11 protein-coding genes are annotated in these 11,799 nt (G+C 70.3%); 7 read left to right on the forward strand and 4 right to left on the reverse strand.

Translation table 11 applies throughout. The annotated features are described in order from the left end of the window. Positions 1–99: 99 nt before the first annotated feature. Positions 100–2,766: a phosphoenolpyruvate carboxylase gene (locus HD600_RS10425; protein WP_144795787.1), complete on the reverse strand. Its 2,667-nt coding sequence runs from the start codon at positions 2,764–2,766 to the stop codon at positions 100–102. A 79-nt stretch (positions 2,767–2,845) separates the two neighbouring features. Between HD600_RS10425 and nhaA the strand changes: the two genes are divergently transcribed. From nhaA to HD600_RS10440, 3 genes are all read left to right on the forward strand, one after another. After that, entirely contained in the window at positions 2,846–4,012 is a 1,167-nt protein-coding gene (gene nhaA / locus HD600_RS10430; RefSeq protein WP_184283507.1) for a Na+/H+ antiporter NhaA, read from the forward strand. 16 nt (positions 4,013–4,028) lie between these two features. Then, positions 4,029–4,670, forward strand: coding sequence for a nucleoside triphosphate pyrophosphohydrolase (locus HD600_RS10435; RefSeq protein WP_184283508.1), 642 nt, complete (start codon positions 4,029–4,031; stop codon positions 4,668–4,670). 98 nt (positions 4,671–4,768) lie between these two features. Beyond that, on the forward strand, positions 4,769–6,022 hold the full coding sequence (locus tag HD600_RS10440; RefSeq protein WP_206705893.1) for a histidine--tRNA ligase: 1,254 nt from the start codon (positions 4,769–4,771) through the stop codon (positions 6,020–6,022). A gap of 192 nt (positions 6,023–6,214) precedes the next feature. Here HD600_RS10440 and HD600_RS10445 read toward each other — a convergent pair whose 3' ends face one another. Then, positions 6,215–6,739: a VOC family protein gene (locus HD600_RS10445; protein WP_184283513.1), complete on the reverse strand. Its 525-nt coding sequence runs from the start codon at positions 6,737–6,739 to the stop codon at positions 6,215–6,217. Between the two features lie 70 nt (positions 6,740–6,809). Here HD600_RS10445 and HD600_RS10450 point away from each other — a divergent pair, with 70 nt between their 5' ends. Then, complete coding sequence (locus HD600_RS10450) at positions 6,810–7,601, forward strand: AraC family transcriptional regulator (protein ID WP_184283515.1); 792 nt, start codon at positions 6,810–6,812, stop codon at positions 7,599–7,601. On the opposite strand, the gene HD600_RS10455 is transcribed toward HD600_RS10450, so the two are convergent. Beyond that, on the reverse strand, positions 7,567–8,817 hold the full coding sequence (locus HD600_RS10455; protein WP_184283517.1) for an amino acid permease: 1,251 nt from the start codon (positions 8,815–8,817) through the stop codon (positions 7,567–7,569). The genes HD600_RS10450 and HD600_RS10455 overlap by 35 nt on opposite strands. Before the next feature lie 12 nt (positions 8,818–8,829). After that, positions 8,830–9,318, reverse strand: coding sequence for a PaaI family thioesterase (locus HD600_RS10460; protein ID WP_184283519.1), 489 nt, complete (start codon positions 9,316–9,318; stop codon positions 8,830–8,832). A gap of 91 nt (positions 9,319–9,409) precedes the next feature. On the opposite strand from HD600_RS10460, the gene HD600_RS10465 reads away from it, so the two are divergent. Genes HD600_RS10465 through HD600_RS10475 form a run of 3 tightly spaced genes read left to right on the forward strand, consistent with a single transcriptional unit; the run spans position 9,410 to position 11,762 of the window. Beyond that, on the forward strand, positions 9,410–9,760 hold the full coding sequence (locus HD600_RS10465; RefSeq protein WP_184283521.1) for a GntR family transcriptional regulator: 351 nt from the start codon (positions 9,410–9,412) through the stop codon (positions 9,758–9,760). Further along, on the forward strand, positions 9,757–10,824 hold the full coding sequence (locus tag HD600_RS10470) for a DUF1648 domain-containing protein (protein ID WP_184283523.1): 1,068 nt from the start codon (positions 9,757–9,759) through the stop codon (positions 10,822–10,824). The genes HD600_RS10465 and HD600_RS10470 overlap by 4 nt, the downstream gene beginning before the upstream one ends. Continuing rightward, on the forward strand, positions 10,821–11,762 hold the full coding sequence (locus tag HD600_RS10475) for a CPBP family intramembrane glutamic endopeptidase (RefSeq protein WP_184283525.1): 942 nt from the start codon (positions 10,821–10,823) through the stop codon (positions 11,760–11,762). Before HD600_RS10470 ends, HD600_RS10475 begins: the two co-directional genes overlap by 4 nt. The last annotated feature ends 37 nt before the right edge of the window (positions 11,763–11,799 follow it).

Consider the following 11,799-nt stretch of genomic DNA (forward strand, 5'->3'; position numbering starts at 1 on the left):
GCGGAGGGAGGGGCGATCGTGTCGCGTGAAGTCTGGCGCCGGATCAGGCACGAGATTTCACCTTACCCCGGGTGTTTCGGCGCTGTCGCACCGAGCGGATCACCCGGTGTTCTGCAGACCGGCGGCGACTCCGCTGACGGACAGGAGCAGCAGGCGGCGCTGTTCCTCGTCGGCGCCCGATCCGGATGCCGCGGCACGCAGCTCGCGCAACGCGCGCAGCTGCAGCAGCGACAGCGCATCCACATACGGGCTGCGCAGGGCGACCGCGCGCTGCAGGATCGGCTTGTTCTGCAGCAGGCCGTCCCCGCCGGTGAGGCGGATGACCCATTCCCTGGTGAGGGTGAGTTCGTCGAGCACGAGCTGCGCGAGATCGTCACGATCGCCGAGTGCGAGGTAGCGTCGCGCGATCCGCTCGTCGGTCTTCGCCAAGCTCATGGCGACGTTGTCGATCATGGTGCGCAGCAGCGGCCACTCGCGGTAGGCCTCGGCAAGCAGCGCCTCATCGCCGACGGCATCCAGCGCCGTTCCCAGGCCGAACCAGCCGGCGAGATTGATGCGCGCCTGGGTCCACGCGAACACCCAGGGGATCGCTCTGAGGTCCTCCAGGGATTCGACTGAGAGACCGCGACGTGCGGGGCGGGAGCCCAGCGCGAGCAGCCCGATCTCCTCCATCGGGGTGACCGTGGCGAACCACGGGGCGAAGCCGTCGGCCTTCACGAGCTCGAAGAATCGTGCTCGTGAGGCGGCATCCATCGTGTGCGCGACCTCGGCGAAGCGCTCGGCCGCGCCGCTCGTGCGCTCCTCGACACCGGGCGAAGAGGCCAGCAGGGTCGCCGCGGCGACCTGATCGATGTGGCGCATCGCGATGGCGGGCTCACCGTAGCGGGCGAAGATGACCTCGCCCTGCTCGGTGAGCTTGAAACGACCGTCGACGGAGTGCGGCGGTTGGGCGAGGATGGCGGAGTTGGCGGGCCCGCCGCCGCGGCCGAGCGCACCGCCGCGGCCGTGGAAGAGGGTGAGCGCGATGCCGGATTCCTTCGCCCACAGCGCGATCTTCTCCTGCGCCTCGTACAGGGCGAGGTTGGCGGCGACCGGCCCGACGTCCTTCGACGAGTCGGAGTACCCGAGCATGACCTCGAGGCGGTTGCCCGTCTCCGCCATGCGCGCGCGGAATTCTGGGAACTGCACGACCTCCGCGAGGATCTCGGGCGCGGCCTGCAGATCGGCGAACGTCTCGAACAGCGGCACGACGTCGAGGACGGGCGCGTCGTCGCCGAGTGCGTGGCGGGCGAGACGGTGGACGTTCGCGAGGTCCTCGGCGGACTGCGTGAACGAGACGACGTATCGTCCGGCGGCGCGCAGGCCGTACGTGCGCTGGATCTCGGCGATCGCGTGGAACACCTCGAGGACCTCGACGGTCTGATCGCTGCGTTCGCCGCCCGCCTCCAGCTCAGCGAGCGCCTGCCGGTGGACCTGCGAGTGCTGACGCACCTCGAGCTCCGTCAGGTGGAACCCGTACGTCTCGACCTGCCAGATCAGATGCTGGACGCCACCGAACGCGTGGCGCTTGGCCCCAGCCGCCGCCAGGGAATGCTGCACGGCGCGCAGGTCCTCGAGCAGCGCTTCCGGTGCGGGGTAGCCGCCGTCGGCGCCGGTGCGCGTGTCGGCGACCCGGCGCGCGAAGGAGAGCACCACGCGTCGATGCGGCTCCTCAGGGGAGCGCGCGGCGATCTCGGCCGCGGCATCCGGGTGCGAGGAGGAGAACGCATCCCACAGCGCGGTGACCGCGGCACTCGGGGGAGTGCCTTCGGCGTCGAGGGTGAGGGTGCGCCCGATCCTGTCCAGCGCGCGCTCGAGTCCGCGCAGCACGTGGTCGGAGGCGATCTGTGCGGCTTCGCGCGTGACGGATGCGGTCACGAACGGGTTGCCGTCGCGATCTCCGCCGACCCAGGAGCCGACCCGCACGAAGGCGGGGACGACGGGTTCGCTCGCGCCGGAGTCCTCACCGCGCAGGGCGTCGTCGATGCGGCGGTACACGTGGGGAACCGTCGTGAAGAGTGTCTCGTCGAAGACGGACATGACCGTGCGCACCTCATCGGTGGGCGACGGCTTCTGGGCGCGCAGGGGAGCGGTGCGCCAGAGCGTGTCGACTTCCTCCAGCATCCGGCGGCGCGCGCGGCGCTGCTCCGCACCGTCGTCGCTGGCCGCGTCGTTCTGGGTCAGCAGGTCCGACAGGCGACGGATGCTCGTGGAGACCGCGCGACGGCGTGCTTCGGTGGGGTGGGCGGTGAAGACCGGGTGGAACCGGAGCTCGGCCAGACGGCGACGGGCCTCGTCCTCGCCGACCTCTCGGCGCAGCTGCGCGTATGCGGCGGCCACGGTGTCCGCGGCATCCTCGCGGCCGGGCTGCCCTGCGCGCTGACGGAGCACGCGCACGCGCTGGTGCTCCTCGGCGAGGTTCACGAGGTGGAAGTAGCAGGTGAAGGCGCGGGCGACCTCGTCGGCCCTGGCCACCGAGAAGGAGTCGGCGATCCCGGCCGCGCGCTCGAAGGCCTCGGCGCTCTCCTCCTCATAGGCCTGGATCGTCGCCAGGCGCAGGCGTTCGACGTCCTCGAAGAGCCCGGGGCTGCCGCATTCCTGCAGCACCTGCCCGAGCAGAGCGCCGAGCATGCGGACGTCGGCGCGCATCTCGTCGGGGATCCCGCGACCGGCTTCGAACCGGCCGATGACGCGGATGGCCTCTGTGTGAGTGGGCTCGGAAGTCATCTTTCGAGGTTAGCGGCGGCGCGGAGCTGCTCCTGACAACGTGACGTCGTCCTACGGGCGCGGGCATAGCATGGAGCGGATGTCTGAGTCCCATAATCTCCTGCGCACACAGCAGTTCCCGGCCGTCCTGCTCCTCGTGGCTGCGGCGCTGGGGATCCTGCTGGCCAACCTCCCCACGTTCGGACCGATCGACGCCGTACTCGGCTTCCACATCGCGATCCCCGGGACGGGCATCGATCTCTCGGTGGAGCACTGGATCTCGGACGGTCTGCTGGCGATCTTCTTCTTCGTCGTGGCGATGGAGCTGCAGTACGAACTCACACGCGGCGAGCTCGATTCGTTCCGCAAGGCGCTGCAGCCGGCGATCGCCGCGGCCGGCGGCGTGGTCGTGCCGATCGTGATCTACCTGATCATCGCCGGGGGCTCCGCAACGTCGAGCGGGTGGCCGATCCCCACCGCGACCGACATCGCGTTCGCCCTCGGAGTGCTCGCGGTGTTCGGGAAGGGGCTGCCCTCCGCGGTCCGCGTGTTCCTGCTCGCGCTCGCCATTCTCGACGACATCATCGGCATCATCTTCATCGCCGTGCTCTTCGCGCACGATCTCAACTGGCTCTTCCTCGTGCTCGCCGTCGTGGGCGTCGTCATCTTCGGAATCCTCTCCAGGGCGCTGCCGGAGCGCCGCGGTTGGCCGGTCGTCGTCGTGATGATCATCGTCGGCGTCCTCGTGTGGGGACTGGTGCTGCTTTCCGGCATCCACGCGACCATCGCGGGCGTCGCGCTCGGACTCGCCATCGCGCAGTCGCCTTCGATGCGGGTGCGCCATGTGCTCGAACCGTGGGTGAACGGGGCCATCCTGCCGGTGTTCGCCTTCGCCGCCGCGTTCGTCGTGATCCCGGCGGTCGCACCGACCGATCTCTCGCCGGCGTTCTTCGGCATCGCCGTCGCCCTGCCGCTGGGCAAGATCATCGGCATCACACTGTTCGGATGGATCGCGGTGCGGATCGGCGCGCGTTCGAAGCCGTCAGCGCTGAAATTGACGGATCTGCTCGCGGCGGGCACGCTCGGCGGCATCGGATTCACCGTCTCGCTGCTGCTGTCCAACCTCGCGTTCGCGGATGACAGGGCCATCAGGGATCAGGCGATCCTCGGGGTCCTGGTCGGCTCGCTGATCGCGCTCATCCTGTCGGCGATCATCGTGTCGTCGCGGGCCGCGTGGCACCGACGCGTCACGGCGGCGAGTTCCTGACGACCTGGAGGCTGCCATGACCGATGTCGATCCGCTGCGGGCCGCCGCCGACACCATGCGGGCCGTGCGAGAGCGCTGCGTGTGGTCGCAGCAGATCACGCACCGCGACCTCGTCCCGTACCTCATCGAGGAGTCGCACGAGGTCATCGACGCCGTCGAGAGCGGCAGCAGAGGCGACCTGCGCGAGGAGCTGGGCGACCTGCTGTGGCAGGTGCTGTTCCACTCCGCCATCGCCGCGCAGGACCCCGACGATCCCTTCGACATCGACGACGTCGCCGAGACGCTGACCGAGAAGATGGTCCGACGGCATCCGCATGTCTTCGGGGATGCCGTCGCGCGCACCCCGGAAGAGGTCCTCGTGCACTGGAACGCCGCGAAGGCGGCGGAGAAGCGCACACGCACGAGCGTGCTCGACGGCGTCCCGCGGGGGATGCCGGCACTCGCGCTCGCGCAGAAGCTCGTCGGACGTGCGGCATCCGTCGGCGCTGCGCCTGATGCCGAGGGGGATGCCGCGTCCCCGGCATCCGAGGCCGAGCTCGGCGACGCGCTCCTCGCCCTGGTGGCACAGGCGCGCGAGAACGGCTGGGACGCCGAGCGCGCCCTCCGTGAGCGGCTGCGCGGGCTGGAGGAGGACGTCCGGACCGCCGAGTCCCGCTGACGCCGCGGCGCGCCCACACGGCATCCGGACCTGCGCGGTGAGCGGGTGGCGAGACCTGGAAAGATAGAGGGGTGGCTACTGTGAACCCGCCGCGCGGCATGCGCGACATCCTCCCCGCCGACAAGGCCCGCCGCGAGCGGCTCCTCTCCGTCATCCGCGAGCGCTATCTGGCGCACGGCTTCGACGAGATCGAGACGCCCGTCGTCGAGGAGTACGACCGTCTGCATGCCGGGATCGGCGGCGACAACGAGAAGCTCTCCTACAACATCCTCCGCCGCGGGCTGGATGCCGATGCGATCCGCGCCGGGGCCGAGGACCCCAAGGCCCTCAGCGATCTCGGGCTCCGCTACGACCTCACCGTCCCCCTCGCGCGCTTCTACGCCAGCAACCGCGCACAGCTGCCGTCGGTGTTCCGCGCGATCCAGATCGGTCCGGTCTGGCGTGCGGAGCGCCCGCAGAAGGGGCGGTACCGCCAGTTCGTGCAGTGCGACATCGACATCATGGGCGACGATTCCGCGCGTGCGGAGGCCGAGCTCATGGTCGCGTCGTTGGACGTCATCGGCGCCCTCGGCCTGGACGGTGCGACCATCCGTGTGAACGACCGCCGGGTCCTCGACTGGATGCTGGACTCCTTCGGTTTCGGGGTCGAGGAACGCCCCGGCGTGCTGATCACGATCGACAAGCTCGACAAGATCGGTCCGGATGGGATCGTCGCCGAGCTGCGCGAGCGGGGAGCCACGGCATCCGCCGTCGATGCGTTCGACGCCTATCTCCGTCGCCCGCAGACCATGGAGTACAACCCGTTCGGGGAGCGGCAGATCCGCAAGGCTCTGCCGGAGAACGCGCCGGACGAGATCGTCGCGCACCTCGTCGGCATCGGTGAGGCGGTCGCCGCCGGTACCGGGGCGACCGACATCCCGCTCGTGTTCGATCCGTTCCTCGTGCGCGGCATGGGGTACTACACCGGCACGATCTTCGAGCTCGCGCACCCGTCCGTGTCGTACTCGCTCGGTGGCGGCGGGCGCTACGACGGCATGATCGGCCGGTTCCTCGGCCAGCAGGTTCCCGCGGTCGGTTTCTCGCTCGGCTTCGAGCGCCTCGCCGACCTGCTCGGGGACGAGGCGGACGCCGACGCACAGGCCATCGTCCTCGTGCACGACGCCGATGTGCCTCTCGCGGAGCTCATCGCGCACAAGGCGGCCCTCCTCGGGCATGGTCGTGTGCGGCTCGAGCGGCGCGTGAAGAACTTCAAGGGGCTGCTGGAGCGCTCGGCGGCCGACGGCTACACCGCCTTCGCGACGGTCTCGGCCGGGATGGAGCCCGGCTCGCTGGAGCTTCGCCCGCTGGGCTGAGTCCGTCCGTCGTCCGTCCGGCGTCCGTCCGGCGTCCGTCCGCCACTGCGTGCGGCCGGCGGCGTGTGTCTCGCGCGCACGGATGCAGGGCCGAAGCACGTCTGCAAGGGAGATCGGCGGCGTGTCGCCCTGCATCCGTGCCTGGGCCCTGCATCCGTGCGGTCCCGGACGTTCGGCGCCAACGCGGAAATGTCAGTCCGTGGACGCCTGGTGCGGTGCGGATGCCGAGAACGAGGCCACCCACTCCGCCACCCGGCGCGCGCTCTCCGCGGGCGAGAGATCCTCGACACGAGTCATGAGGGACCAGCGCACGCCGAACGGGTCGCGGATGCTCGCGAAGCGATCGCCGGAGACGAACGTCGAGGCCGGCTCCCGCACGGTCGCGCCGGCGTCTTCGGCGCGGGCGAGGACGGCATCGACATCGGGCACGTAGAGGCCGAGGGAATAGCAATCGTCGTCGCCGTCCGGCGGCGCGACCAGTCTGTATTCGGGGTTCGGCTCTCCGACCTGAAGCAGACCCAGCCCGAAGTCGAGGTCCGCGTGCACCACGATGCCGTTCATCTCGGTCACGTCGACGACGGTCGCGCCGAACACGTCGCGGTAGAACGCGATGGCCTCCGCGGCTCGTGGAATCGCGAGGAAGGGAGTGAGCGACGTCGCGCTTCGAGGGCGGCCGTCCACGGTGTGCGTGCCGGTGAGTCCTGTCGTGGTGTCCATGCGTCCACGCTAGGAGGGCGCTCGCGGCGGGCGCTTGCAGATTCGCGACACCATGGCGGATGCGGAGGCTATGGTCGATCGCGTGGTGGATGTCGGTCGTGGGGTGCTCTATCCGTCGCGGATGCCGCGGTTCCATCGGCTGACGCCTCCGCAGGATGCCGCGAAGCTGGTGGCCTGGTTCTGGGTGCCCGAGTGGGACATCGAGCCGGGTCGGACCTCCCGGCAGCACGTCGTCGCGTATCCGGCGCTGAACCTCGTCGTCCAGGTTGACGGGGTGGAACTGGTCGGGCCGACGACGACGGCGACGCATCGTGATCTCTCCGGGCGCGGCTGGGCGGTCGGCGCGCTGCTGCATCCGGCAGCGGCCGCGACCTTGGCGGCCGACCCCGGCGCGCTCCGCGACTCATCCAGAACTCTGGACGCCCTCGATCTTCACGACGGTGTCCTCCGTGCGATGGAATCGGGCGGAGAGGGGTACCGGGAGCGCGCGGCGGACGCGTTCTCGCGCTGGCTGATCCGACGGGTGGGCGAGATCGGGCCGGAGGCGCGCCAGGCGAACGCGATGTCCGAGATGCTCATGGGTGATGACGCCGTCACACGGCCGGAGGAAGCGGCGGCGCGGCTGGCGATGTCGGTTCGTACCCTGCAGCGTCTCTGCCACCGGTACGTCGGGCTGCCTCCGGCGGCGATGATCCGCCGTCGGCGTCTGCAGGAAGCCGCTCAACGGATCCGTGACGACCCTGACGCGAGCCTGTCGGTGATCGCCGCGGAGCTCGGATACGTCGACCAGGCGCATCTCACGAACGACTTCCGCGCTGTTCTCGGCGTCACCCCTCGGGACTATCGGACCGGCGCCGGCTGAGCCTCAGGCGCAGCATCCGATACGCGACGCCGACGAGGACGACGCCGGTCCCGATGAGCGACGCGACGACCGGAAGCGTGTTCACGAGGAGCAGGCATCCCAGCACGCCGACGACCGCCAGCGCCCTCGGGTGGCGGCGGGCGGATGCCGGCTGGCGGAAGGCCGCCGCGTTCGCGATCAGGTAGTACAGCAGCACCCCGAAGGATGAGAATCCGATCGCCCCGCGCAGGTCGGCCACCAGCACGACCGCGACGACGATGAGCCCGGCCGCGATCTCCGCGCGGTGGGGGACCTGCCACCGCGGGTGGACGGCGCGGAGGAACCGCGGCAGATCGGACTCCCTCGCCATCGCCAACGTCGTGCGACCGACGCCGGTGAGCAGCGCGAGCAGGGCGCCGAGGGATGCCGCGGCGGCGGCGACGCGCACGACGGGAGCGAGCGCCGGGAGCCCTGCGCCCTCCACGACCTCCGCCAAGGGGGCGGAGGAGGTGACGACGTCCCCACCGAGCGTCGTCATCACGACGAGCGCGACGAGCACGTACACGACCAGCGCGCCGGTGAGTGCGAGGACGACGGCGCGGGGAATCGTGTGCGCGGGGTTCACGACCTCCTCGCCCATGGTCGCGATCCGCGCGTACCCGGCGAAGGCGAAGAACAGCAGTCCGGCACCCTGGAGCACGCCGTACGCGGTCGGATCGGGCAGGGGAGTGGGCGACGCGTCAGGTGCAGAGGAGAACCCGACGGCGACGACGACCGCGAGACCGAGCAGCGAGATGACGACGAGGATGCGGGTCGCCAGCGCCGTGCGGGTGACCCCCAGGCAGTTGACGGTCGTGAGGGCGGCGACGGCGCCGGCGGCGACGAGTGGTTCCCACCCGGCGGGGGCGGCGTAGGCCGCGAACGTCATCGCCATGGCCGCGCAACTGGCGAGCTTGCCGATGACGAAGCACCAGCCGGCGATGAACCCCCACCACGGACCGATCTCGATGCGCGCGTAGGTGTAGGTGCCTCCGGCGACGGGATGCGCGGCGGCGAGCTGCGCCGATGCCATGGCATTGCAGAAGGCGACGATCGCGGCCACTGCGAGGGCGATGAGCAGCCCGGAGCCCGCCGCAGCCGTCGCCGGCCCCCAGACCGAGAACACGCCGGCACCGATCATCGACCCGAGACCGATGGCCACGGCATCCGCGAGTGTCAGTCTGCGAGCGAGAGGCACCCGCTCATCGTGTCATGCGGCAGGTGCGGCGCCTCCGCGCGCCTCGGTGACGCGCCGCTTCTCGCGGACGTAGACCTCTCTTCGGACCCGCGCGACCACATCGCCATCGCGGTCGGTGATCTCGGTCGCGAACCACTCGAGGACCTTCCTCCCGCCCCGAGCCCTGTCGCGCAGCTCTGCGGCCTTCTCCGTCGGTACGTGGAACTCCGCGGTGAGGACACCGCGGCCCGGCTTGACGAACTCGATCTCGCCGCGGGTGTCCCATACGACGTAGTCCCGACCGAGCTGGTGCATCACGAGCATGAAGAAGTAGGGGTCGGTCATCGCCGACATCGAGCCGCCGAACGCCGTGCCCACGAAGTTCCGGGTGAACGCGTTGACGTGCAGCTCGACGGTCGCGTGCGTCCAGTCATCGCTGTAGCGGCGGACGCGGATCCCGCTGAACAGATTGGGGATCCACAGGCTCATGCCGATCGCGAGACGACGCGGAGTGATCTTCATCCCGCCAGTGTGCTGCCGCGGCTGCCATCCACAAAGTGCGTTGAAGGGTGTCAACAGTTGTTATAGTTGATCTATAACTAAGGGAGGTGCCATGCTGATCCGTATCGACTCAGACAGTCCTGCGGCGATCTTCGACCAGGTCGCGGCCTCTGTCCGGTCCGACATCGTCGCCGGGCGCCTCTCAGCGGGCGATCGCCTTCCTCCCGCGAGGGAGGTCGCCGCCGCGCTGGACATCAACGTCCACACCGTACTGCGTGCGTACCAGCAGCTCAGGGATGAGGGTCTGCTGGATCTGCGCCGCGGGCGAGGGGCGGTCGTGTCGGCCTCGGCCGCACCGTTGGCGGATCTCGCCGGCGACATCCATCGGCTCGTCGCCCGTGCCGCGGCCCTGGGCGTCTCACCGACGACCCTCGCCTCGATCGTGAAGGAGACCACACCATGACCGCCGTCTCACGACGCCCCTGCACCGCCTTCCTGTGGGTGGGGTTGATCCTCCCGCTGCTGATGCTCCTGGCGGCCGCTGCCGTGGTCGCCGCCTGGATGCCGGAGCTTCCCGATCCCATCGCGACGCACTGGGGCGCCGGAGGGGTCGATGGCTTCGCGCCCAAGTGGGCGTACCTCCCCGCGGTGGTCGGCATCGGGATGGGAGTGGTGGTCTTCGACGCGATCATCGTGCTCCTCGCGCCCCGGCTCGCCCCGAGCAACGGAGTGCCGGTGTCATCCGTCGCCTACCGGGCCATGGGCGCCATCAACCTCGGGCTCGCTGCGCTGATCGCCGTTCTCGCGGTCGGCGGCGCTGAGGTTCAGAAGGGCCTGGCGGACGCGGCGGACGCCGGGAACATCACCGGTTGGCTGATGGTCGGCCTCTCGGCCGCAGTCGTCGCGCTCGTGCTGGGGTGGTTCCTGCAGCCGAAGGGCCCCGCCGTCGACGCGGTGCAGGCGACCCCGGCGGGGAGCATCCCGCTCGCCACGAACGAACGCGCGGCGTGGTTCGGAACGGCCACGATGGCCCGCATCGGCGTGGTGGTGCTGCTGGTGGGGCTGGCGACGATCGCCATCGCCACCGTGTTCACCCTCGCCGCCGGTGAGGCGACCGGGTGGATCCTCGCGGCGGTGACCCTCTTCATCGCCGTCACCGTGTGCATCATGCTCGTGTTCCGGGTGCGCGTGAACGCGGACGGACTCGTGGTGCGCTCGATCGTCGGCTGGCCGCGCACGCACATCCCGTTGGAGCGCGTGGCGAAGGTCGAGACGGTCCTGCTCGACCCGCTCCGCGAGTTCGGTGGGTGGGGATGGCGCATCGCCGTCGACGGTCGACGCGGCGTGGTGCTGCGCGCCGGCGAGGCGCTCCAGGTCACCCGTGACGACGGACGCGTGTTCGTCGTCACCGTCGATGGCGCAGCGGATGCCGCGGCCACCCTCCAGACGCTCCGCACACACGCCGAGACCGGCAGTCACTACCAGCACGACAGCAACGGCACCAACGACAGAGGAGAAAGCGCATGATCCGCATCCGCCCGCTCGCCACCGTCTCGTTCATCGTCCTCACGATGGGGCTCGCGTGGCTCGTCGCGATCCCGTTGTGGTCGACCGGTGGGCTCACCAGCCCGCTGTTCGGCATCCTCGTCCCCGTGATGATGTTCACGCCGGCGTTCGCCGCCGTCGTGGTGATGCTCGTGCTGCGGCCGGTGCCCAAGGGCGAGCGGCTGCGATTCCTGGGGATGTGGCCCCTCCGACCTGCCCGCCGCGTCGTCTGGCTCACCGTCATCGGCTTGTTCGCGCCGTTCTTCCTCGTGCTGGCATCCGTGTTCGTGGCCGCCGCCTTCGGCTGGGTCACGCTCGACTTTACGAACTTCTCCGGCTTCGCCGAGGTGCTCGCCGCCTCGGCGCCGGCCGGTGCGCCGCTGCCGCCCGTCGGCCTCATGATCGCGGCACAGCTGGTCCTCATCCCCGTCGCAGCGGTCACCGTCAACGCCGTCGTCGCGTTCGGCGAGGAGGTCGGCTGGCGCGGCTTCCTCGTACCCGCCCTCCGGCCGCTCGGCACCTGGGCGGCGCTGCTGATCAGCGGCGCGATCTGGGGGCTGTGGCATGCCCCGGTGATCCTGCTCGGCTACAACTTCGGCCGCTACGACATCACCGGAGTGCTGCTGATGACGGCGGGATGCATCGCGTGGGGCGTGCTGCTCGGGTGGCTGCGCCTGCGATCCGCGTCCGTATGGCCGGCGGTCTTCGCTCACGGGATGATGAACGCCACGGGCGCCCTGGTCGGGCTCCTGTACGCGGCGGGCACGACGTTCGACATGGCCCTCGCCGGCCCGCTGGGCGCCGCGGGCTGGATCGTGTGCGCCGTGGTGACGGTCATCCTCATCCTCACCGGGCAGTTCCGCAATCAGCCGGAGCTCGCCGGAGCGCACGGGAAGATGCTCTCCGCGCCCCGAGTCTGAGCGCTCGCCGCTTGACCTCGCGGAGCCCGCGGGGTTG

Source organism: Microbacterium ginsengiterrae (assembly GCF_014205075.1).
In the GTDB taxonomy this organism is placed as follows: Bacteria; Actinomycetota; Actinomycetes; order Actinomycetales; family Microbacteriaceae; genus Microbacterium; species Microbacterium ginsengiterrae.